A 22,504-nucleotide genomic window follows, 5' to 3' on the forward strand; every position below is an offset into this window, starting at 1 on the left:
CCCGGAAGCTAAGCCCTCCAGCGCCGATGGTACTGCACTCGACAGGGTGTGGGAGAGTAGGACACCGCCGAGCATTCATTCCCGAAGAGCCCTCCGACACCTTGGAGGGCTCTTCGGCGTTTCGGCATGTTGAATGATGTTCGGACGACGTCTCAGTCGGTGGAGGATTCAAGTGGCAGAGCACAGGCGACGGGACGAACGCGCCGACGGCACCCCCCGGGACGACCGTGATCGCTCCCACACCGACCGTAAACCTCACGGCAAATCACGTCGTTACGACAACGACCGCCGCTCCACCGGCGGCGGCTCTGCCGGCTCGTCGAGCGGCGCCCGTCGTAACCAGGACCGTTCCCGAGGTGACCAGTCGGGTTACCGAGGCGGCTCGGGCGCAGATCGTGGCTCCTACCGCCCCCGCCCCGACCGGTCCTCCTCGGACCGAGGCGCCCCCAGCCACCGCAACTCCCGCGACGGCGACCGCCGTGACTCCAGCTACCGCCCCCGCGACTCGAGTTCCCGTGACTTCGACCGCCGCGACTCCGGCTCTCGGGGCTCCGGTTCCCGCGATTTCGTCCGCCGGGACTCGCCTCGCCGCGACTCCAACTCCCGTGACGGCGGCTTCCGCGAGTCGAACCGTCGAGACTCCACCTCGCGCGACTCGAACCGCCGCGATTTCGGCCGCTCCGGCTCCGACCGCCGCGACTTCGACCGCCGCGACGGTGGCCGAGGCGACGGTGGCCGCCGGGACTTCAACCGGGGGGACTCCGGCAACCGCGACTCAGGCGGCCGCGATTACGGCAATCGGAACTCCGGCCGCCGCGACACCGACCGGCGCGACTTCGGCAGCGGAGATTCCGGCCGCCGCCCCTTCGGTCGGGGCGATTCGGACCGCAAGGACTTCAACCGAGGCGACTCCGGCCGCCGCGACTACGGTCGCGGCTCCTCCGGTGCCCCCAGGCGTGAAGGCTCCGGCGGCCGTGACTTCGGCCGAGGTGACTCGGACCGCCGCGATTCGGGTCGCGGATCGTCCGACCGTCGCGACTTCGGCCGCCGGGACTCAGGCAACCGCGACTTCAGCCGCGGCGACTCCGGCCGCAGGGACTTCGGCCGCGGGGGTTCAGACCGCCGCGACTTCGGGCGAGGCGATTCCGGCCGCGATTCCGGCCGTGGTGGCTCTGACCGGCGGGACTTCGCTCGCGGAGCTTCCGGTGGTCGCGACTCCGCGCGCGGAGACTCCGATCGCCGTGACTTCGGTCGTCGCGACTTCGACCGGGGGAACTCGGACCGCCGCGACAGCCGCGGCGACTCCAACCGCCGTGACTTCAGCCGGGGTGACTCCGATCGACGCGGCTTCGACCGGGGTGACTCCGGCCGCCGAAGCTTCGATCGTGACGACTCCGTCCGGCGAGATTCCGATCGTGGAGACTCCGGTCGGCGGGACTTCGACCGCGGGGACTCAGGTCGGCGCGATTTCGGCCGGGGCGATTCCGATCGTCGGGGTTTCGGGCGGCAGGATTCCGACCGCCAGGGTTCGGACCGGCGGGAGTACCGCCCCCGCACCGATTCCGGTTACCAGCGGCGGGATTCCGGCAGTGACTCCCGTCCCGGGCGTGACAACCGTGACCGTTCCGGGTACGGCCCCGACTCGGGCGACCGTGGCTACGGCGACCGCCCGAAGCGGTCCGACAACCGGAGCGACTTCCGCTCCTCGGACCGTGGCGACCACCGCGACCGCACCGGCGGCTCCTCGCGCGGACGGTTCGACAGCGACCGGAGTTCCCGCCGTGGCCCCGGCGGCGACCACACCGACTCCCGCGACGAGCGCACGGCCTCCCGCAGCGGCTTCGGCCGCTCAACCCCCCCGGAGAAGTCGGACCACCGCCGGGACGAGCGCCCCCGCCGCGACCACCAGTCCACCTGGTCCGACCGCCGCCCCCCACGGGACCGGGACGAGCGCCCCGCAACGGCCTACGACGACGACACGTTCGACACCACCCCGGACACTCTCGCCGCCCCGACCGAACCCACGGCGACCAGTACCTCCGACGCTCCTGACCACGGCACACCCGACACCGAAGCCGAGCGCGCAGCCTCCGAGGCGCCCGACGCCAGCTCGACCGAGCCCGGCGCCGACACACCGGAGACCGGGTCACCCGAGGCAGCGTCCGACCCTGCCGAGAGGTTGTCGGAGCGAGACCTGAGCACGGCGAGTCCTGCGGACGCCGGGTCCCCCGGTCCCGCCGACGCTGACTCGTCCGAGAGCCGGTCCACCTCTCCCGGTTCGTCCGAGACTGACTCGCCCGACGTCAGCTCGCCCGGAAGGAGTGCCGGTTCCGAAACCGACTCGGTTGAGGCCGGCGCGTCCGAGAGCAACCTGACCGACGCCGACTCGAACGGGGCCGGCCCGACCGACAGCAGCACGCCCGGTGCCAGCTCTACTGGCGCAACCTCTGCCGGTGCCACCTCCACGGGTGCCGCCTCCGCCGGGGCGGGCGACACCGGGAGCGGTTCTTCCGCTGCGCATGCGGCCGAGCCCGGCTCTGTCGCACGCGACAGCGGGTTGGCCAGGGCGGGCGCCGCTGAAGCCGGCCCGACCGAGCCCCGTTCCACACGTGGCGGCTCCACCGGCGATGACGGCCCCGCCGAAGCACCCACCGATGGTGGCGCCGGTGGCGATTCGGACACCCTCGCAGGCACCCAGGCCTCTGCCGATGGCGCCGCTGGATCCGCCGGCGCCGATTCCCACAACGTCTCCGCCGATCGGGGCGCCGGATCCGCCGGGTCCGGCTCGGACCACGGCGATCGCAGGGACGCCGCCGAGCGCGGGGACGACCGTGCCCCGGGCGGTGGCGCCGGGCCGGAAGGCACCCGGTCCGGAAACACCGGGCGACCGTCCAGGTCCGACTTCGCTGAGCAGGACCTGCACCGGGGCGTGCCCACGCGGGGCAGCCGGCCGCGTAACGACACCGACGGCCCGGAACTCCCGGACGAGATCCAGTTCAGCGACCTCGACCCCGAGGCCCGCCGTGAGCTTCGCAGTCTCGCCAAGTCCGTGGCCGAGATGGTCGGCCGGCATCTGGTCGCCGCCGGGCAGCTGATCGACGACGACCCGGAGCGTGCGCTCGAGCACGCCAGGTTCGCGCGTTCCCGCGCCGCGCGGGTCGCGATCGTGCGGGAGGCCGCCGGGATCACCGCCTACCACGCGGGGGAGTGGGCCGAGGCCCTCGGCGAGCTCCGCGCCGTGCGGCGGATGACCGGGGACTCCGCGCACCTGCCGGTCATGGCCGACTGTGAACGTGCGCTCGGCCGGCCGGAACGTGCTCTCGACCTGGCCGCGGAGGCCGGGCCGGAGCTGCCCAAGGACGTCTCGGTCGAGTTGCGGATCGTGGCGGCGGGGGCGCGGCGGGACATGGGGCAGGTCGACGCCGCGGTGGTCGCGTTGCAGGGTCCCGACCTGGACCCCGCGAAGCGCGACCCGTGGAGCGCTCGCCTCTTCTACGCCTACGCCGACAACCTTGAGGCCGCCGGGCGCACCGAGGAGGCCGTCCGCTGGTTCCTCAACGCCGCCGAGGCCGACCTCGACGAGGAGACCGACGCCGCCGAACGCGCCATCGAACTGGGGTCCCGGTGAGCCTGCTCGAACGCTACGACGCGCTCCTGTTCGACCTCGACGGCACCGTCTACCGGGGCGAGCAGGCCATCGACTCGGCGCCGGACGCGGTGGCGGCCGCGCACCGCGCCGGGGTGACCGTTCGGTTCGTCACCAACAACGCCTCGCGCGGGCCGGACGAGGTCGCGCGGCACCTCACCGACATCGGCATCCCGGCCGAGCCCGCCGAGGTCAGTACCAGCGCGCAGGCGGCGGCCAAGGTACTGGCCGACAACCTCGCCGACAACGACAACGGCAACGGCAACGGCACGGTTCTCGTTCTCGGGTCGCCGGCGCTGGAGCGGGAGGTCGAGCTCGTCGGGCTCCGGCACACCCGCACCGCCGGCGACGACGTGGTCGCCGTCGTGCAGGGGTTGTCCAAGGACCTGGGCTGGCGCGATCTCGCCGAGGCGTGTGTCGCGCTCAACGCCGGGGCGTTCTGGGTCGCCTGCAACGTCGACCCGTCGCTGCCGACCGAGCGCGGTCTCTTACCCGGCAACGGATCCCTCGTCGCCGCGCTGCGCACGGCCACCGGCCGGGAGCCGGTCGTCGCCGGGAAACCGGCCATTCCGTTGATGGCCGAGGCGCTGCGGTCGGCCGGGACGGACCGGGCGCTGGCCATCGGCGACCGGCTGGACACCGACATCGACGGGGCCGTCGCCGCCGGGCTGGACTCGCTGCTGGTCCTGTCCGGGGTCACCACGGCCGCCGGCTTGCTCGCCGCGCGGACCAGGCCCACCTACCTCGCCGCTGACGTCGCGGCGATCGGTGAGCCGGCGCGGCGGTTGGCCGTCGGCGCCCAGCCCGACTGGGACCTCGACGGTGACACGATCGTCCACCGGGGCACCGGCGAGCCCGACGCGCTGTCGTTGCTGCGTGTGCTGGCCGCCGGGGAACCGGGCCGGCGCGCGGTCCCCGGCGACGACGCTGCCAGGGCGGCACTCGCGCACCTCGGCCTGCCCGATGGGCTAGCGTGACACCGTGCACCCACAAGCGCCGACCGCCGGCGACGAGGCCCTGACCGACGCCCTGGCCGACGCGCTCGCCGGCACCGAGTCACTCGACCACGTCCCGCTGGCCGACCACGTGGCCCGGTTCGACACGGTGCACACCGCCCTCAACGACGCGCTCTCGCGCATCGACACGGACTGACCCGTGCCCCGCCGGACCCGGCTGGACGCGGAACTGGTTCGCCGAGGCCTCGCCCGATCCCGCGAGCACGCCTCGCAGCTCATCGCCGACGGTCGGGTGACCGTGCGCGGAACAGTCGCCGGGAAACCGGCGACAGCCGTCGAGACCGACGCGCCCGTCGTCGTCCGCGAGCAGCAGGGCGAGGACTGGGCGTCGCGGGGTGCGCACAAGCTGATCGGCGCGCTGGACGCGTTCGACGTGCGGGTCGAGGGCCGGCGCGCGCTTGACGCGGGCGCTTCGACCGGCGGGTTCACCGACGTGCTGCTGCGCCGCGGTGTCCGCGAGGTGGTCGCCGCCGACGTCGGCCGGGGGCTGCTGGTGTGGCGGCTGCGCACCGACGAGCGGGTCGTCGTGCTGGACCGGACCAACGCGCGTTCCCTGACGCCCGAACAGCTCGGCGGGCCGGTGGACCTGGTCGTGGCCGACCTGTCGTTCATCTCGCTGCGCCTCGTGCTGCCGGCGTTGCTGGCCTGCGCGACCGAGGACGCCGACCTGCTGCCGATGGTCAAACCCCAGTTCGAGGTCGGCAAGGAGCGGCTCGGTTCCGGCGGAGTCGTGCGCGACCCTGAACTGCGCGCCGACGCCGTACGTACTGTTGTCGGGGAGGCCGAGACGCTGGGGCTGCGCGTGCACGGTGTCACGGCCAGCCCTCTTCCCGGGCCGTCCGGGAATGTCGAGTACTTCGTGTGGCTTCGACGCGGCGAGCCGAATCCCGAGGCGGCGGCGCTGGTCGAGGCCGCGGTGCGGAAAGGACCTCAATGACCGGACGTGAGGTGCTGCTCGTCGTGCACACCGGCCGGGCCGACACGCTGCACACGGCGGAGAAGGTCGCCGGCTGGTTCGGCGAGGCCGGCATCCGGCTGCGGGTGCTCGCCGACGAGGCCCCGCAGCTGGACAGCGCCTGCTACCAGTCGGTGGTGCACACCGGGCCCGAGGCCGCCGCCGGCACCGAGTTGGTGTTCGTGCTCGGTGGCGACGGCACGTTGTTGCGCGCCGCCGAACTGGCGCGTGCGGCCGGGGTCCCGGTGATCGCGGTGAACATGGGCCGGGTCGGGTTCCTCGCCGAGGCCGACTCGAACGTGCTCGAACAGGCCGTTCGCCAGGTCATCGCGCAGAACTACGAGGTCGACGACCGGATGACCGTCGACGTGAGCGCGTCGCTGGCCGGTCGCCGGCTCGCCTCGACGTGGGCGCTGAACGAGGCCAGCGTGGAGAAGAGCAGCCGCGAACGGATCCTCGACGTGCGGATCGAGGTCGACGAGCGCCCGGTGTCCTCGTTCGGCTGCGACGGCGTGCTGTGTGCGACGCCGACCGGGTCGACGGCCTACGCGTTCTCCGCCGGTGGGCCGGTGGTGTGGCCGGACGTGCAGGCGTTGCTGGTGGTGCCGTCGAACGCGCACGCCATGTTCTCCCGGCCGCTGGTGGTCTCGCCCGGGTCGGTGGTGGCGGTCGAGGTCGACCCGGACGGCCATCCCGCCGTGTTGTGTTGCGACGGCCGGCGCACGTTCGTGCTGCCGCCCGGCGCGCGGGTCGAGGTGGTCGGCGGCGCGAAGCCGGTGCGGCTGGTGCGGCTGCGGAAGGGCCCGTTCACCGACCGGCTGGTGCACAAGTTCGAGCTGCCGGTGCAGGGCTGGCGCAACCGGTGAGCGGTTTCGGCCGGCGAATCGAACACACATGTGGATGGATACGAGCTTTCGGCGGCCGTAGCGGATAAAGTGCGCGCTGTGTTGGCCGAAATGCGCATCGAGGGCCTCGGCGTGATCGACGAGGCCACGCTCGAACTTGACCCGGGACTCACCGTCGTCACCGGTGAGACCGGCGCGGGCAAGACCATGGTCGTCACCGGGCTGCACCTGCTGTCCGGCGGCCGGGCCGAGGCGTCCAGAGTCCGCAGCGGCGCCTCGAAAGCCGTTGTCGAGGGCCGGTTCGACGCCCCGCCGGGCAGCTCGGCGGCCAAGGTCGCCGGCGACGCCGGTGCGGAGCCCGATGCCGACGGAGCCCTCATCGCGTTACGGACCGTCACCACCGACGGGCGTTCCCGGGCGCATCTGGGGGGCCGGTCGGTGCCGGTCGGGGTGCTGTCGGAGCTGTCGGAGCAGCTGATCGCCGTGCACGGCCAGAACGACCAGCTGCGGTTGTTGCGGCCGGCCGAGCAGCGCGGTGTGCTGGATCGTTTCGCCGGTGAGGAGCTGCTCAACGCGCTGGCCGACTACCGTCGGGTGCGTGAGCAGTGGCACGCGGTCGCCACCGAGCTCGCCGAACGCGCCGCGCGCTCCCGGGAGCTGGCCCGCGAGGCGGACCTGCTGCGCCACGGCTTGGCCGAGATCCAGGCCGTCGACCCCCAACCCGGCGAGGACGACGACCTGGTGGCCAGGGCACGGCGCCTGGCCGACGCCGACCAGCTGCGGGAGTCGGCCACCGCGTCGTCCTACGCGGTGAGCGGTTCCCCGGAGGGCGACCCCGACGCGCCAGGAGCCCTGGGCATGATCGCCGACGCCCGGCACCGCCTGTCCGCGTCGGAGGACCCGCGCCTGCGCGACCTGGGTCCCCGCCTGGCCGAGGCGGAGGCGCTGCTGGCCGACGTGGGCAGCGAACTGACCAGCTACCTGGAATCCCTGGACGCCGACCCGGCGGCCCTGGAGCAGGTCCTGGCCAGGCAGGCCGAGCTGAAGGGCCTGACCAGGAAGTACGCCGCCGACGTCGACGGTGTGCTCGCCTGGGCCCAGGACGCCGAGCGGCGCCTGTCCGGCCTGGACACCTCCGAGGAGGCCCTGGCGGCGCTGGCCACCCGCCGTGACGAGCTCGCGGTGGAGCTGGCGGCCAAGGCCCACGCGCTGACGGAACTGCGCGTGGCGGCGGCCGACCGGTTCGCCAAGGAGGTGACCGTCGAGCTGAGCGGTTTGGCGATGGGTCAGGCCAGCATCGACGTCGTGATCAGTACCAGGTGGGCCGAACCCAACGAAACCCACGCCCTGCGCGTGGCGGGCGGCGACGGCGGCGACGCCCTGGTCCATGCGGGGCCTGACGGCATCGACGAGGTGGAGCTGCGCCTGGTCGCCCACGACGGCGCCACCCCGCTCCCGGTCCACAAGGCGGCCTCCGGCGGCGAACTGTCCCGGGTGATGCTGGCGATCGAGGTCGTCCTGGCCCATTCCGACCCGGTGCCGACACTGGTGTTCGACGAGGTCGACGCCGGCGTCGGTGGCCGCGCGGCGGTCGAGATCGGGCGCCGGCTGGCTCGGTTGGCGGCCAGCCACCAGGTCATCGTCGTGACGCACCTACCGCAGGTGGCGGCCTTCGCCGACCGGCACCTGGTCGTGGACAAGAGCGCCAAGGGTGGCGTGAGCCGAAGCGACGTCCGAGTGGTGGCGGACAAGGACCGCGTCGTCGAACTGGCCCGAATGCTGGCAGGCATGGATTCGACGGAGACCGGACGGGCGCATGCCGAGGAACTACTGACCGCTGCGGAGAAGGACAAGAAGGCTTCTCGTAAGCGTCGTCGTCGGTAAGAAGCACGGAAATCAAGAAGAAACCCATGCACCCCAAGAAAACCCATCACCCGAAAAGGTAATCCCCAGTCACCCGCCGGCGTGGCGGGACCAGCGGCAGATCAGTCCACGTCACCATCCGCCCATGAAGCTCAGTGGGCTGCTCACGCGATCAGGCCAGAACCGCCCCGGTATCGCCGGCACTGCCAGGGTCGACAAGCGCACCGGTGAGCTTCTGCGGCGCATCGATCGTCACGAGATCGTCGTTCTGGACCAGGTTGATCTCGACCGGAGCACGGCTGATGCCCTGGTCGAGGCGGGGGTCGTCGGGGTGGTGAACGCGTCACCGTCCATTTCGGGGCGGTTCCCGAATTTGGGGCCGGAGATCATTGTGGGTGCCGGGATCATCCTGATCGACGGCGTGGGTCCGGAGATTCTGCGGGTCGTCCGGGACGGGAGCAAGATCCGGCTTTTCGACGGGGGGATCTTTCTCGGGGATCGGGAAGTCGGGCGGGGGACCGAGCAGTCCGTCGAGACCGTCGCGGATCTGATGATCGGTGCGAAGGCCGGTATGTCGGCCCAGCTCGAGGCGTTCTCGGCCAACACGATCGAGTTCCTGCGCCGTGAGCGCACGCTCATTCTGGACGGGGTGGGGGTTCCGCAACTCCATCTCCCGCTGCACGGGCGGCAGGTGCTGATCGTCGCCCCGGGGCACGGGTACGACGAGGATCTGAACGCCCTGCGCCGCTACATCGGGGAGCACCGGCCGGTGATCATCGGCGTCGACTCGGCGGCGGACACGCTTCACCAGCGCGGGTATCAGCTGCACGTGATCGTCGGTGATCCGGATCGGGTGAACAACGACACCCTGCGTAGCGGTGCGGAGGTTGTGGTGCCGGCGCATGTCGACGGGCACGCGCCGGGGCTGGGGCGGATCCAGGACCTGGGGATCGGTGCGGTCACCTTTCCCGCCTCGGGGAATCCCGAAGATCTCGCGCTGCTGCTGGCCGACGTGCACGGGGCGAGCCTGGTGGTCACCGTCGGGTTCCAGGCCACGCTGAGTGAGTTTCTCGACCGGGGGCGCTCCGGGTCGAACCCGTCGACCTTCCTCACCCGGCTCAAGCTCGGCAGCAAGATCGTCGACGGGCGGGCCGTGGCCACCCTGCACCGCAGTCGCGTGTCATTCGGGGCGGTGCTGCTGCTCGTGATCGCCGCGCTGGTCGCGGTGCTCGTCGCGCTGGCCGTGTCCGGGGTCGGCGGCGTCTACCTCGACTGGGCCGGTGACAGCTGGAACAGCCTGCTCACCTGGATCAAGGGACTACTGCCGTGATCTCTCTGCGTTACCACATCGTCTCCATCGCCGCCGTGTTCCTCGCGCTCGCCGTCGGCGTCGTGCTCGGGTCGACCACCCTGTCCCGCACGCTGCTCTCCGGGCTGACCGACGACAACGACCAGCTCGTCGACCAGGTCAACGACCTGCAGGCCGGGCGCAACGCCCAGGACGCCCGGCTCGCCGACTCCGACGAGTTCATCGGCGCGGTGTCGCCGCTGGTCGTGCGGGGTGAGCTGGAGCGACGCACGGTCGTGATCGTCACCACCGCCGACGCCGACCCGCTGGACCGCGACGCGCTCAAGACCCAGCTCGGCAACGCCGGCGCCCGGGTCACCGGCGAACTCCAGCTCACCGAGGCGTTCACCGACCCGGGCAAGGGCGACCAGCTCAAGGACATCGTCATCCGGCTGCTGCCGGCCGGCGTGCGGCTGCCGACGGCGTCGGACCCGGGCACCCTGGCGGGCGGGCTGCTCGGCCCGCTGCTGCTCATCGGCAAGGACGACAACCGGCCGCAGGCCTCGCCCGAGGAGACCGCCGCGGCGCTCGCCGGGCTCACCGAGGGCGGGTTCGTCAAAGCCAGCTCCGGGCTCCAGCCCGCCCAGCTCGCGGTCGTGCTCACCGGCGGGGCCGTCGAGGGCGACGGCGCGGGCGACCGGGCGGCGACCGTCGCCCGGGTCGCCATCCAGCTCGACCGGGCCGGCGCCGGCACGGTGCTGGCCGGTGCCGACGGCTCGGCCAGCGGCACCGGGCCGGTCGGGGTGATCCGCGCCGACACCTCCGCCACCGACATTCTGTCCACAGTGGACAACGTACGGACCCCGGCCGGCCGGTTGGTCACCGTGTTGGCGCTGCGTGAGCAGCTCGAAGGCGGGTCAGGGCGCTACGGCAGCGCCGGCAACGCGGCGGCGGCGGTGCCCGGCGCACCCGTGGAATGACGCCGCCCGAGAGCGTGTCGTGAGAGGAACCTCGGGGCAGGTGATACGGTGAAACCCCGTGGAGAGTCAGGCGGGTCGTCCCGCTGAGAACGGTAACGCCAGTAACGGATTCGGACCGAAGGTAACCCCACGGGGGGCGTCCCTGGTGCAGCACTCACGCACGACGAAGTACGTGTTCGTGACCGGTGGGGTCGCCTCGTCGCTCGGTAAGGGGCTGACCGCGTCGAGTCTTGGGCAACTGCTCACCGCCCGTGGTCTGTGGGTGACGATGCAGAAGCTCGATCCGTACCTCAACGTGGACCCTGGGACGATGAATCCGTTCCAGCACGGTGAGGTCTTCATCACCGAGGACGGCGCGGAGACCGACCTCGACGTCGGGCACTACGAGCGCTTCCTCGACCGGGACCTCGCCGGGCGCGCGAACGTCACCACCGGGCAGGTGTACTCGAGCGTCATCGCCAAGGAGCGCCGGGGCGAGTACCTCGGCGACACCGTGCAGGTCATCCCGCACATCACCGACGAGATCAAGGCCAGGATCCGCGGCATGGCCGAGCCGGGGGAGGACGGCAACGCCCCCGACGTGGTGATCACCGAGGTCGGCGGCACGGTCGGTGACATCGAGTCGCTGCCGTTCCTGGAGGCCGCCCGGCAGGTCCGCCACGACGTCGGCCGGGACAACTGCTTCTTCCTGCACGTCTCGCTCGTCCCCTACCTCGCGCCGTCGGGGGAGCTCAAGACCAAGCCGACGCAGCACTCGGTGGCGGCGCTGCGCAACATCGGTATCCAGCCCGACGCCGTGGTGTGCCGGGCCGACCGCGAGGTGCCCAGCGGGCTCAAGCGCAAGATCGCGCTGATGTGCGACGTGGACATCGACGCGGTGGTCGCCGCGCCGGACGCGCCGTCCATCTACGACATCCCGAAGGTGCTGCACAGCGAGGGGCTCGACGCGTACGTGGTGCGCCGGCTCGGGCTGCCGTTCCGCGACGTGGACTGGACGGTGTGGGGCGACCTGCTGTCCCGGGTGCACAATCCGAAGGAGACGGTGCGGATCGCGGTCGTCGGCAAGTACGTCGACCTGCCGGACGCGTACCTGTCGGTGACCGAGGCGTTGCGCGCCGGTGGGTTCGCCCACCGGGCCAAGGTCGAGGTGGTGTGGGTCGAGTCGGACACCTGCGAGACACCGGCCGGCGCGGCCGCCCAACTGTCTGGTTTGGACGGTGTGCTGATCCCCGGTGGCTTCGGCGTGCGCGGTATCGAGGGCAAGATCGGTGCGATCCACTTCGCGCGGGTCAACAAGATCCCGCTGCTCGGGCTGTGCCTCGGCCTGCAGTGCATGGTGATCGAGACCGCCCGCGACCTGGCCGGCATCAAGGACGCGAACTCCGTGGAGTTCGACGAGACCACCAGCAATCCGGTGATCAGCACGATGGCCGACCAGCAGGACGTGATCGCCGGCGAGCGGGACATGGGCGGCACGATGCGCCTGGGCGCGTACCCGGCGAAGCTGGTCGGCGGGTCGGTGGTCGCCGCGGCCTACGGGGCGCGGGAGGTGTCCGAGCGGCACCGGCACCGGTACGAGGTGAACAACGCCTACCGTGACCGGCTGGCCAAGGCCGGCGTGGTGTTCTCCGGCCTGTCGCCCGACGAGCACCTGGTCGAGTTCGTCGAGCTGCCGGCGGACGTGCACCCGTTCTTCGTCGGCACCCAGGCCCACCCGGAGCTCAAGAGCCGGCCGACGCGCCCGCACCCGCTGTTCGCCGGGTTCGTGAAGGCGGCGCTGAGCCGCCGGGCCGCCGAGCGGCTGCCGGTCGAGCTGCCGGAGACGTCGGGGTCGAGAACATGACCGAGCCCGGGAAGCACGTCTTCGAGGTTCTGTCCACACAGGACGTCTACGTGGGACGGATCATCGCCCTGCGGATCGATCAGGTGTCGATGCCCGGCGGCGGTCAGGCGCCGCGCGAGGTCGTCGAGCACCACGGCGCGGTCGCGATCGCGGCGCTCGACGAGGACGACCAGGTGACGCTGGTCCACCAGTACCGCCACCCGATCGGCCGGCGGAACTGGGAACTGCCGGCCGGCCTGATCGACCACGCCCGCGAGGACCCGGTGACCACCGCCCAGCGCGAACTGGTCGAGGAGGCCGGCCTGGTCGCCGGCGAGTGGTCGGTGCTGGTCGACGTCGCGGTCTCCCCGGGCTTCACCGACGAGGCCGTGCGGGTCTTCCTGGCCACCGACCTGGCCACCGTCGACCGCGTGATGGAGGGCGAGGAGGAGGCCGACCTGGTGATCCGCCGGTTCCCCCTGGCCGAGGCCGTCCGCATGGTCCTGGCCGGCGAGATCATCAACGCCGCCACGGTCAGCGGCCTGCTCGCCGCCCACGCCGTCCGCACGGCCGCCACCCCCAACCGCCCGGCCGACGCCCCGTGGGACGGCCTGCCGACCCGGTTCCCGGACCGGCGGGGCCACCCGGGCCGGGCCTAGTCGGCCAGTTCGGACTCGGCGCGGCGGATGGCGGCGAACTCCTCCTCGGGGACGTTGGCGACCAGGTGGTGGCGGCTGTAGAAGTAGAAGTACGCCAGTGCGATCAGCAGGATCCCGGCGGTGATGGCGGCGGCCAGTTCGTCGACGAAGAAGGTGGCGATGACCGCGCCGACGGCGAGGACGGCGGCGATGCTGGTGGTCACCACGCCGCCGGGGGTGCGGTACGGGCGTTCCAGGTTCGGTTCGCGGACCCGGAGCACGATGTGCGACACGTTGAGCAGCACGTAGGACACCGTCGCGCCGAACACCGCGATGTTGATCAGCAGGGCGCCGTCCATGGTGGCCGTGGCCAGGATGAAGCCGATGGTGCCGGGGACGATCAGCGCGAGGTACGGGGTCTTGCGCCGGCCGGTCACCGACATCCACCGGGGCAGGTAGCCGGCGCGGGACAGGGCGAACAGCTGTCGTGAGTAGGCGTAGATGATCGAGAAGAAGCTGGCCACCAACCCGGCGAGGCCGACGTAGTTGACGAACTGCGCCAGGAAGTTGTCCCCGCCGTAGGCGGCGCGGATCGCGTCCGGCAGCGGGTTGTCCGACTCGGCGATGGTCGACGAGCCGGCCGCGCCGGGCGCCACGACCAGCATCAGCGCGGCGAACACCAGCAGCGCGGCCATCGCGGCGATGATGCCGCGGGGCAGGTCCCGCCGGGGGTTGGAGGCCTCCTCGGCGGCCAGCGGCACGCCCTCGACGGCGAGGAAGAACCAGATCCCGTACACGAACGCGGCCAGCACGCCGGCGATGCCGTAGGGCAGGAACGTGCTGGCGCCGGCGGCGTCGGTCGCGGCGATGTCGAACAGGTTGTCCGGGTCGAACTTGCCGATCATGCCGACCACGAACACCACCAGCGCCACCACCGCGATCCCGGTGATCACGAACATCACCCGCAGCGCCTCGCCCACACCCCACAGGTGCACGCCGATGAAGATCAGGTAGCAGGCCAGGAACACCGGCCAGCCGCTGGTGATCCCGAACAGCCCAAGCGACTCGACGTAGCCGCCGATGAACACCGAGATCGCCGCCGGGGCGATGGCGTACTCGATCAGGATCGCCGTGCCGGTGGCGAACCCGCCGGTCGGGCCGAGCGCGCGCCGCGCGAAGCCGTAGCCGGCGCCGGCCACCGGCATCGCCGAGGCCATCTCCGCCAGACCGAAAACCATGCACGTGTACATGACGGCCATCAGTGCGGTGGCGATGAGCAGGCCGCCCCACCCGCCTTCGGCGAGGCCGAAGTTCCAGCCGGCGAAGTCGCCGGAGATCACGTAGGCGACGCCGAGGCCGGCCAGCAGGACCCAGCCCGCCGCGCCTCTGCGCAGCTGGCGCTGCTCCAGGTAGCTCGCCGGGGCGGTCTGGTACTCAACATTCTCGCGGTGATGCGGAGTAGACACGGCAGCTCCCTAATGGGCCAGCAGCAGTCCTTTGAGCCTTCTGAGAGTGATCCTCAGGCTGGGGCAGTGTCAAGACTCCATCTGTTGACACATCCCGGTAACCCAGGTGGAATGGGTCAGGTCTGATCCATTGGAGGAACTCTTATGGGACACCGGGACGGCATGCTCACCGTCGACCGACTACGCGTTCTGGCCGACGAGGGCGTGATCGACACCGTGCTGGTGGCCATCACCGACATGCAGGGCCGGTTGCAGGGCAAGCGGTGCTCGGCCGAGTACTTCGTCAACGAGGTACTCACCCACGCCACCGAGGCGTGCAATTACTTGTTGGCCGTGGACGTCGACATGAACACCGTCGACGGGTACGCCATGTCCTCCTGGGAGCGCGGCTACGGCGACTTCGTCATGCGCCCTGACCTCGACACGCTGCGCCTGATCCCGTGGCACCCGGGCACCGCGCTGGTACTGGCCGACGTCGAGTGGGTCGGCGGCGGACCGGTCGCCGCGTCGCCCCGGCAGGTACTGCGGCGCCAGCTCGACCGGCTGGCCGAACGCGGCCTGACCGCCCACGTCGGCACCGAGCTGGAGTTCATCGTCTTCGACGACACCTACGAACAGGCCTGGGACAGGGGATACCGCGACCTCACTCCGGCCAACCAGTACAACGTGGACTACTCGATGCTGGGCACCGGCCGGCTGGAGCCGCTGCTGCGCGACATCCGCAACGGCATGTCCGGCGCCGGGCTGTACGTGGAGTCGGCCAAGGGCGAGTGCAACCCCGGCCAGCACGAGATCGCCTTCCGGTACACCACCGCGCTGTCCACGTGCGACAACCACAGCATCTACAAGACCGGCGCCAAGGAGATCGCCGCGCGGCACGGCAAGAGCCTGACGTTCATGGCCAAGTACAACGAACGCGAGGGCAACTCCTGCCACGTGCACCTCTCGCTGCGCGGCACCGACGACGCACCCGTGCTCGCCGGCGACGGTGAGCACGGCTTCTCCCCGCTGATGACCCACTTCCTCGCCGGCCAGCTGGCGATGCTGCGCGAGCTGACCTTCTTCTTCGCGCCGAACATCAACTCCTACAAGCGTTTCCAGCCCGGCAGCTTCGCCCCGACGTCGGTGGCCTGGGGGGTGGACAACCGCACCTGCGCGCTGCGCGTGGTCGGCCACGACGAGTCGCTGCGGGTGGAGAACCGGGTCCCCGGCGGCGACATGAACCCCTATCTCGGGGTCGCCGCCCTGATCGCCGCCGGCCTGCACGGCATCGAGAACGAGCTGGCCCTGGAGCCCGAGTTCACCGGAAACGCCTACGCCGCCGACAAACCCCGCGTCCCGGCCACGCTGCGCGAGGCGACCGACCTGCTCGCCGCGAGCACGCTCGCCCGCACCGCGTTCGGCGACGAGGTCGTCGACCACTACCTGAACAACGCCCGCGTGGAACTCGCCGCCTACGACGCGGCGGTCACCGACTGGGAGCGGATCCGTGGCTTCGAACGCCTCTAGCCCGCTGATCGGCCTCACCACCTACGTCGAGCAGGCCAGCTTCGGGTTCTGGGACCTGCCCTCGGCCGTCCTGCCCGGGGTCTACCTCGACGGGGTCACCGCCGTCGGTGGCACCCCGATCCTGCTGCCGCCCGCCACCACCTGGGAGGCCGCCCACCTGTCCGGTCTGGACGGTCTGATCGTGGTCGGCGGCGCCGACATCGACCCGGCCCGCTACGGCGCGGCCAGGGACCCGGCGACCGGCCCGGCCCGCGCCGACCGCGACGCCGCCGAGTCCGACCTGGTGGCGCTCGCGCTGAAGACCGGCCTGCCGCTGCTCGGCGTGTGCCGGGGGTTGCAGATGCTCAACGTCGTGCTCGGCGGAACCCTGCACCAGCACCTGCCCGACGTCGTGGGCACCACCGACCACGTGCCCCGGCTGGGAACCTTCGGCGAGGTCGGCGTGCGGATCGCCGAGGGCAGTCGGCTCGCCGGCATCCTCGGCGAGCAGGTCGACGTGCGCTGCCACCACCACCAGGCGATCGACCGCCTCGGCGAGGGGCTCGTCCCGGTCGCGTGGGCCGCCGACGGCACGGTGGAGGCCGTCGAACTGCCGGGGGAGACCTTCTGCCTCGGCGTGCAGTGGCACCCGGAGATGGACGTTGACCGGCGGCTGTTCGCGGCGCTGGTCGAGGAGGCACGACGATGAACACCGAGGTGGTCAACCCGGCGACCGAGCAGGTGGTGGCGACCGTGCCGTCGACCTCGGCCGCCGACGCCGACGCGGCGATCGAGCGGGCGCACCGCGCGCTGCCGGCCTGGCGGGCCGTCGCGCCCGGTGACCGCGCCCGGCTGCTGCGGCGCTTCGCCGAGGCCGTCGACTCCGATGTGGACAACCTGGCCTCGTTGGAGGTCGCCAACTCCGGGCACACGATCGGCAACGCGCGGTGGGAGGCCGGCAACGTCCGCGACGTGCTGCACTACTACGCCGCCGCGCCGGAACGGCTGTTCGGCCGGCAGATCCCGGTGCCCGGCGGGGTGAACGTCACCTTCGCCGAGCCGCTGGGCGTGGTCGGCGTGATCGTGCCGTGGAACTTCCCGATGCCCATCGCCGGCTGGGGTTTCGCGCCCGCGCTGGCCGCCGGCAACACCGTGGTGCTCAAACCGGCGGAGCTGACCCCGCTGACCGCGATCCGCCTCGGTGAGCTGGCCCGCGAGGCCGGGATCGGCGAGGACGTGTTCCAGGTGCTGCCCGGCCGTGGCTCGGTCGTCGGCCAGCGGTTCGTCGACCATCCGTTGGTGCGCAAGGTGGTGTTCACCGGGTCGACCGAGGTCGGCCGGGGCATCATGGCGGGCTGCGCTGCCCAGGTGAAACGGGTGACGCTGGAACTCGGCGGCAAGAACGCCAACATCGTGTTCGCCGACGCCGACCTGGAGCGCGCGGCGGCGACCGCGCCCTACGGGGTGTTCGACAACGCCGGCCAGGACTGCTGTGCCCGGTCGCGGATCCTGGTGCAGCGCAGCGCGTTCGACCGGTTCCTAGGACTGCTCGAACCGGCCGTGCGCGGGGTGGTCGTCGGCGACCCGGCCAGCGAGCGGACCGAGATGGGCCCGCTGATCTCCGCCGGCCACCTGGCCTCCGTGTCGTCCTATGTGGACGACGAGGTGGAGGTGGCGTTCCGGGGCAGCGCGCCGGAGGGCCCCGGCTACTGGTTCCCGCCGACGGTCGTCCTGCCGCGAACCCCGACCGACCGGACGGTCGTCGACGAGGTGTTCGGGCCGGTGGTCACCGTGCAGGCCTTCGACGACGAGGCCGACGCGCTGAGGATGGCCAACGACACCGACTACGGCCTGTCCGGCTCGATCTGGACCCGGGACGTCGGCCGCGCGCTGCGGGTAGCGCGCGGGGTGGAGGCCGGCAACCTGTCGGTCAACTCGCACTCGTCGGTGCGGTACTGGACGCCCTTCGGGGGCATGAAGCAGTCCGGGCTCGGCCGCGAGCTCGGACCGGACGCGCTGGACGCGTTCACCGAGACCAAGAACGTGTTCATCGCCACCGAGGGGGAGTCATGAATCGCTTGCGGGACAAGGTCGCCGTCATCACCGGAGCGGCCAGCGGGATCGGCCTGGCCACCGCGCGCCGCTTCGCCGAGGAAGGTGCGCTGGTCGTCGGCGTCGACCTGAACACCGAGGCGATCACCGCCCTGGCCGGCGAGATCGGCGGCGACGCGATCACCTGCGACGTGACCGACGAGCCGGCCGTCGAGGCGCTGTACGCGCAGGTCGTGGAGCGGCACGGCAGCGTGGACATCGCGTTCAACAACGCCGGCATCTCGCCACCGGAGGACGCCTCGATCCTGGAGACCGGCATCGAGGCGTGGGAGCACGTGCAGCGGGTCAACCTCACGTCGGTGTACCTGTGCTGCAAGTACGTGTTGCCGCACATGCGCCGCCAGGGCCGGGGTTCGATCATCAACACCGCGTCGTTCGTGGCCGTGCTGGGCGCGGCGACCTCGCAGATCTCCTACACCGCGTCCAAGGGCGGGGTGCTGGCGATGAGCCGGGAGCTGGGGGTGGAGTTCGCGCGCGAGGGCATCCGGGTCAACGCGCTGTGCCCGGGTCCGGTGAACACGCCGCTGCTCAAGGAGTTGTTCGCCGCAGACGCCGAACGGGCGCAGCGGCGGCTGGTGCACGTGCCGATGGGCCGGTTCGCCGAGCCGGAGGAGATCGCCGCCGCGACCGCGTTCCTGGCCAGCGACGACGCGTCGTTCGTCACCGCGTCGACGTTCCTCGTGGACGGCGGGATCTCCGGCGCCTACGTCACCCCGCTCTAGTGTCAGTCCACAGAGGACCGCACGCGGCCGAGGCGGTGTTCCGGCCGGTGCGCCCCCGCAACGCCTTCGAGGAGACCGTCGAACGGCTGCTCCAGGCGATCCGGCTGGGCGTCGTGGCCCCCGGCGAACGCCTGCCCGCCGAACGCGACCTCGCCGCCCGCCTCGCGGTGAGCCGGGTGACCCTGCGCGACGCGATCCGCGCGGTGGCCGACGCCGGCTACGTCGAGTCCCGCCGGGGCCGCTACGGCGGCACGTTCGTCGCCGACGACCTGCCGGCGAGCCCGCGTCCCCGGCGCCGCGCGCCCCTGCCCGGCGCCGACATCGAGGACGTGCTGACCCTGCGCCGGGTCCTGGAAACCGGTGCGGCGCAGGCGGCCGCGGCCCGGTCGTTGAGCCCGTCGGACCGCCAGCACCTGCGGGTGCGGCTGACCGACGTGGCCGGGGTGGCGGCGGGGGAGGAGGCGGAGTACCGCCGGCTGGACTCCCGTCTGCACCTGGCGATCGCCGAGGTCACCGCGTCGCCGTCGCTGACCAGCGCCGTGGCTGACGTCCGCACGAAGGTCAACGAGCTGCTGGACGCGATCCCGTTGCTGGCCGTCAACATCGGCCACTCGAACGACCAGCACCACACCGTCGTCGAGGCGATCCTGTCCGGCGACGCCCAGACCGCCAGGGTGGCGATGGCCGAACACCTGGAGGGCACGGAAGCGCTGCTCAGAGGCTTTCTCTAGTCGCGCAGCCGGCGTCCTTCGCCGTCCACGCCGCCGTTGACGATCAGCAGGATGCCGTCGATGACGCTCCAGACGATCCCGACGAACATGAACGAGGTCAACAGCTGCGCGAGGCCGACGCCGGTGTGTCCGGTGTAGAACCGCCCGATGCCGAAGGGCAACAGGATCTGCAACACGCCCGCCGCGAGCTTGCTCTTGTCGGACATGACCGCGGGTTCGGACCTGGCGCGATGTGCCGGCAGCGGTGGTTGTCGCTGCACCGGCGGCACCATGAACGCGGGATAGGGCGGTGGCAGGTCGCGGAACAACGGCCGCAGATCGCCTCGGGTGGTGGCCTCCAGCGCGGCGCCCACCCGCTGCTCGTACTCCTCCATCGCCAGCCGGCCCTCGGAGAAGTGGTCACCGAGAATGTTCACCGCGGCCTCACGCTCGGACGTGCCGACGCGGAGGTCGTCACTGCCGATCGACACGGTTACCTTCCCTTCCCGGTGTACGAATTCCACGATACGTCAGCGCGCCACCTCCCCGGCGCCGGATGACGACGAATAGGCTGACCCGACTCCGGTGCTACGCCGCTCTGCGGGAGGTGTCATGGTCGAGGTCGCGCCGGCACTGGCCGACGCCGTGGCCGCCTACCTCGACCACCTGGCCGTCGAGCGCGGCACGGCCCGCAACACCCTCGACAGCTACACCCGTGACCTGCGCCGTTACGCCGAACACCTCACCAGTTCCGGCCTGCCGGACCTGGTGGCCGTCTCCGAGCCGCACGTGTCGGCGTTCCTCGCCGTCCTCCGGGAGGGCGACGCCACCCACCCCCCGCTGGCGGCGTCCTCGGCGGCCAGGGCGCTGGTGGCGGTGCGCGGCCTGCACCGCTTCGCCGTCCGCGAAGGCATGGTCGACCTGGATCCGGCGCGCGAGGTCCGCCCCCCGGCCGCCCCCCGCCGACTCCCCAAGGCGCTGCCCGTGGACGACGTCCTGCGCCTGCTCGACACCCCCGCGCTGGAAGGCCCGGGCCCGCTGCGTGACCGGGCCCTGCTGGAGGTCCTGTACTCCACCGGCGCCCGAATCTCCGAGGCCGTTGGCCTCGACCTGGACGACATCGACAAGACGGAGCGAACAGTCCGCCTGGACGGCAAGGGCGGCAAGCAACGCCTGGTCCCGATCGGCCGTCCCGCCCTCAACGCCCTGGACGCGTACCTGGTCAGGGCCCGCCCCGGCCTGGCCACCCGAGGTCGGGGCACCCCGGCGGTCTTCCTCAACGTCCGGGGCGGGCGGCTGTCCAGGCAGAGCGCCTGGCAGGTGCTGAAGGTGGCGGCCGAACGGGCGGGGATCGCGGCCTCGGTGTCCCCGCACACCCTGCGGCACTCGTTCGCCACCCATCTCCTGGAGGGCGGCGCGGATGTCCGGGTCGTCCAGGAACTCCTGGGCCACGCCTCGGTGACCACCACCCAGATCTACACGCTGGTCACCGTCAACACCCTCCGAGAGGTCTACGCCACCGCCCACCCGAGAGCCAGGGGCTGATCCGCGACAACACGCTCCCTCACCACCCGCGACAACTGGAACACCGAGAAACGGCGAGCCTCTTTGCCGCTTCCGCGGCCTGATCTCTAAGCTGCGGCGGACAGCGCGGACGACAAGGAGCTAGGTCGATATGTCGACAATGCATCCCTCGGAACGGGAGCTCAGCCTCGCCCCACGAGCGGCTTCCGACGAGGACGAGGCGCTCGACGACAGCCCGAACGGCTCACTGGGCCCGACCGGCCGACCCAAGCGGCACATTCCCGAACCACCGCTGCTCAACGGGCACGGCCCGGCGAAGGTCCTCGCCCTGTGCAACCAGAAGGGTGGGGTCGGCAAGACGACGTCGACCATAAACCTCGGCGCCGCGCTGACGGAGTTCGGCCGGCGCGTGCTGATCGTCGACTTCGACCCGCAGGGAGCGCTCTCCGTCGGTCTCGGTATCCCCGCTCACCAGCTCGAACGCACCATCTACAACGTGATCATCGACCGTTCGGTGACCGCGTCGGACGCCGTGATCCGTACCGGTGTCGAGAACATGGACCTGCTGCCGAGCAACATCGACCTGTCCGCCGCCGAGGTGCAGCTGGTGGCCGAGGTGGGTCGCGAGCACACGCTGGTCCGCGCGCTGCGCCCGGTCATCGACTACTACGACTACATCCTCATCGACTGCCAGCCCTCGCTCGGCCTGCTCACGGTCAACGCGCTGGCCGCGGCGGACGGCGTGCTGATCCCGCTGGAGTGCGAGTTCTTCAGCCTGCGCGGGGTCGCCCTGCTGATCGACACGATCGAGAAGGTGCGCGAGCGGCTCAACCCGAAGCTGGAGATCACCGGCATCCTCGCCACCATGTTCGACCCGCGCACGCTGCACTCCCGCGAGGTGATCGCGCGCGTCGTCGAACGGTTCGAGGACATCGTGTTCGACAGCGTGATCAACCGGACCGTCCGGTTCCCGGAGACGACCGTCGCCGGCGCGCCGATCACGGTGTGGGCGCCGCGCTCGGCCGGGGCGAAGGCCTACCGGCAGCTGGCCCGCGAGGTCATTGCCCGGGAAGTGGCGATGGCCCGGTGAGTCGTCGTGCCTCGTTGCCGGGTGCGGCAGAGTTGTTCAGGGAGACGGGAGAGCGGGCGGAGGAGAACTGGCCGGTGACGCAGCCGCCGCCGGTCTCGTCCCGGCGCGGGTCACCGCGCCAGAAGCACACGTCCAAGATCACGGTGTACGTGTCGGACGAGGAGCTGCTGGCGCTGGAACACGCGCGCCTGGGGCTGCGGGCGACCCACGGCCTGGCGGTCGACCGGGGCCGGGTGGTGCGCGAGGCGATCGCCGTGGTCCTCGCCGACCTGGACGAACGCGGTGAGGACTCGGTGCTGGTGCGACGACTGCGCCATGACACAGCCGGGAAGTAGCGTT

Annotated in this window: 20 protein-coding genes and 1 rRNA gene; 19 read left to right on the forward strand and 2 right to left on the reverse strand. The window is 71.6% G+C overall.

The features are described 5' to 3' along the window. The 11 genes from rrf to BLA60_RS39110 all read left to right on the forward strand — a co-directional run. Positions 1–73: ribosomal RNA gene (gene rrf / locus BLA60_RS46605) — 5S ribosomal RNA — on the forward strand; the annotation flags it as partial. A 2,856-nt stretch (positions 74–2,929) separates the two neighbouring features. Continuing rightward, entirely contained in the window at positions 2,930–3,628 is a 699-nt protein-coding gene (locus BLA60_RS39070; RefSeq protein ID WP_075138188.1) for a tetratricopeptide repeat protein, read from the forward strand. Further along, complete coding sequence (locus BLA60_RS39075) at positions 3,625–4,623, forward strand: HAD-IIA family hydrolase (RefSeq protein WP_075138143.1); 999 nt, start codon at positions 3,625–3,627, stop codon at positions 4,621–4,623. The genes BLA60_RS39070 and BLA60_RS39075 overlap by 4 nt, the downstream gene beginning before the upstream one ends. 4 nt (positions 4,624–4,627) lie before the next feature. Further along, a complete protein-coding gene (locus BLA60_RS44695; protein WP_170108438.1) occupies positions 4,628–4,798 on the forward strand; it encodes a hypothetical protein in 171 nt (56 codons plus the stop codon). A gap of 3 nt (positions 4,799–4,801) precedes the next feature. Continuing rightward, the gene (locus tag BLA60_RS39080; RefSeq protein WP_075138144.1) at positions 4,802–5,599 is read left to right on the forward strand and encodes a TlyA family RNA methyltransferase; all 798 of its coding nucleotides are present in this window, start codon (positions 4,802–4,804) and stop codon (positions 5,597–5,599) included. Then, complete coding sequence (locus BLA60_RS39085) at positions 5,596–6,483, forward strand: NAD kinase (RefSeq protein ID WP_075138145.1); 888 nt, start codon at positions 5,596–5,598, stop codon at positions 6,481–6,483. Before BLA60_RS39080 ends, BLA60_RS39085 begins: the two co-directional genes overlap by 4 nt. Positions 6,484–6,552: 69 nt before the next feature. After that, entirely contained in the window at positions 6,553–8,346 is a 1,794-nt protein-coding gene (gene recN / locus BLA60_RS39090) for a DNA repair protein RecN (RefSeq protein WP_154814909.1), read from the forward strand. A 124-nt stretch (positions 8,347–8,470) separates the two neighbouring features. Beyond that, positions 8,471–9,655, forward strand: coding sequence for a putative cytokinetic ring protein SteA (gene steA / locus BLA60_RS39095; protein WP_075138147.1), 1,185 nt, complete (start codon positions 8,471–8,473; stop codon positions 9,653–9,655). After that, positions 9,652–10,593 (forward strand): copper transporter, encoded by a 942-nt coding sequence (locus BLA60_RS39100; protein ID WP_075138148.1) that lies wholly within the window; start codon positions 9,652–9,654, stop codon positions 10,591–10,593. Before steA ends, BLA60_RS39100 begins: the two co-directional genes overlap by 4 nt. Before the next feature lie 145 nt (positions 10,594–10,738). Next, positions 10,739–12,436, forward strand: coding sequence for a CTP synthase (locus BLA60_RS39105; protein ID WP_154814910.1), 1,698 nt, complete (start codon positions 10,739–10,741; stop codon positions 12,434–12,436). Continuing rightward, a complete protein-coding gene (locus BLA60_RS39110) occupies positions 12,433–13,074 on the forward strand; it encodes an NUDIX domain-containing protein (protein WP_075138149.1) in 642 nt (213 codons plus the stop codon). The genes BLA60_RS39105 and BLA60_RS39110 overlap by 4 nt, the downstream gene beginning before the upstream one ends. Here the strand turns inward: BLA60_RS39110 and eat are convergent. Then, positions 13,071–14,519, reverse strand: a complete 1,449-nt coding sequence (eat, locus tag BLA60_RS39115; protein ID WP_075138150.1) for an ethanolamine permease — start codon at positions 14,517–14,519, stop codon at positions 13,071–13,073. The two genes, BLA60_RS39110 and eat, sit on opposite strands and share 4 nt — an antisense overlap. A 144-nt stretch (positions 14,520–14,663) precedes the next feature. Between eat and BLA60_RS39120 the strand changes: the two genes are divergently transcribed. The 5 genes from BLA60_RS39120 to BLA60_RS39140 are packed head-to-tail and all read left to right on the forward strand — an operon-like array spanning position 14,664 to position 19,572. Beyond that, entirely contained in the window at positions 14,664–16,028 is a 1,365-nt protein-coding gene (locus BLA60_RS39120; protein WP_211289008.1) for a glutamine synthetase family protein, read from the forward strand. After that, positions 16,009–16,716 carry a gamma-glutamyl-gamma-aminobutyrate hydrolase family protein gene (locus tag BLA60_RS39125; protein ID WP_075138151.1) on the forward strand — a complete coding sequence of 236 codons (708 nt, stop codon included), beginning with the start codon at positions 16,009–16,011 and terminating at the stop codon, positions 16,714–16,716. The genes BLA60_RS39120 and BLA60_RS39125 overlap by 20 nt, the downstream gene beginning before the upstream one ends. After that, the gene (locus BLA60_RS39130; protein ID WP_075138152.1) at positions 16,713–18,080 is read left to right on the forward strand and encodes an aldehyde dehydrogenase family protein; all 1,368 of its coding nucleotides are present in this window, start codon (positions 16,713–16,715) and stop codon (positions 18,078–18,080) included. The genes BLA60_RS39125 and BLA60_RS39130 overlap by 4 nt, the downstream gene beginning before the upstream one ends. Beyond that, a complete protein-coding gene (locus tag BLA60_RS39135; RefSeq protein ID WP_075138153.1) occupies positions 18,077–18,841 on the forward strand; it encodes a 3-oxoacyl-ACP reductase in 765 nt (254 codons plus the stop codon). Before BLA60_RS39130 ends, BLA60_RS39135 begins: the two co-directional genes overlap by 4 nt. Further along, the gene (locus BLA60_RS39140) at positions 18,841–19,572 is read left to right on the forward strand and encodes a FadR/GntR family transcriptional regulator (RefSeq protein WP_075138154.1); all 732 of its coding nucleotides are present in this window, start codon (positions 18,841–18,843) and stop codon (positions 19,570–19,572) included. The genes BLA60_RS39135 and BLA60_RS39140 overlap by 1 nt, the downstream gene beginning before the upstream one ends. On the opposite strand, the gene BLA60_RS39145 is transcribed toward BLA60_RS39140, so the two are convergent. Beyond that, positions 19,569–20,036 (reverse strand): DUF1707 domain-containing protein, encoded by a 468-nt coding sequence (locus tag BLA60_RS39145; protein ID WP_075138191.1) that lies wholly within the window; start codon positions 20,034–20,036, stop codon positions 19,569–19,571. The two genes, BLA60_RS39140 and BLA60_RS39145, sit on opposite strands and share 4 nt — an antisense overlap. A 127-nt stretch (positions 20,037–20,163) precedes the next feature. Here BLA60_RS39145 and xerD point away from each other — a divergent pair, with 127 nt between their 5' ends. The 3 genes from xerD (at position 20,164) to BLA60_RS39160 (ending at position 22,500) form a co-directional block, all read left to right on the forward strand. Further along, complete coding sequence (gene xerD, locus BLA60_RS39150) at positions 20,164–21,096, forward strand: site-specific tyrosine recombinase XerD (protein ID WP_075138155.1); 933 nt, start codon at positions 20,164–20,166, stop codon at positions 21,094–21,096. A 130-nt stretch (positions 21,097–21,226) separates the two neighbouring features. Continuing rightward, complete coding sequence (locus BLA60_RS39155; protein ID WP_075138156.1) at positions 21,227–22,165, forward strand: ParA family protein; 939 nt, start codon at positions 21,227–21,229, stop codon at positions 22,163–22,165. After that, entirely contained in the window at positions 22,162–22,500 is a 339-nt protein-coding gene (locus BLA60_RS39160; protein WP_075138157.1) for a hypothetical protein, read from the forward strand. The genes BLA60_RS39155 and BLA60_RS39160 overlap by 4 nt, the downstream gene beginning before the upstream one ends. Positions 22,501–22,504: the final 4 nt, after the last annotated feature.

It is taken from the genome of Actinophytocola xinjiangensis, assembly GCF_001921215.1.
GTDB classification, from domain to species: Bacteria; Actinomycetota; Actinomycetes; order Mycobacteriales; family Pseudonocardiaceae; genus Actinophytocola; species Actinophytocola xinjiangensis.

Bases quoted from the DNA above. Each gene is read 5' to 3' on its own strand.
- BLA60_RS39085 (WP_075138145.1), top strand. From the start codon at position 5,596: ATGACCGGACGTGAGGTGCTGCTCGTCGTGCACACCGGCCGGGCCGAC.
- steA (WP_075138147.1), top strand. From the start codon at position 8,471: ATGAAGCTCAGTGGGCTGCTCACGCGATCAGGCCAGAACCGCCCCGGT.
- BLA60_RS39110 (WP_075138149.1), top strand. From the start codon at position 12,433: ATGACCGAGCCCGGGAAGCACGTCTTCGAGGTTCTGTCCACACAGGAC.
- BLA60_RS39120 (WP_211289008.1), top strand. From the start codon at position 14,664: ATGGGACACCGGGACGGCATGCTCACCGTCGACCGACTACGCGTTCTG.
- BLA60_RS39130 (WP_075138152.1), top strand. From the start codon at position 16,713: ATGAACACCGAGGTGGTCAACCCGGCGACCGAGCAGGTGGTGGCGACC.
- BLA60_RS39135 (WP_075138153.1), top strand. From the start codon at position 18,077: ATGAATCGCTTGCGGGACAAGGTCGCCGTCATCACCGGAGCGGCCAGC.
- xerD (WP_075138155.1), top strand. From the start codon at position 20,164: ATGGTCGAGGTCGCGCCGGCACTGGCCGACGCCGTGGCCGCCTACCTC.
- BLA60_RS39155 (WP_075138156.1), top strand. From the start codon at position 21,227: ATGTCGACAATGCATCCCTCGGAACGGGAGCTCAGCCTCGCCCCACGA.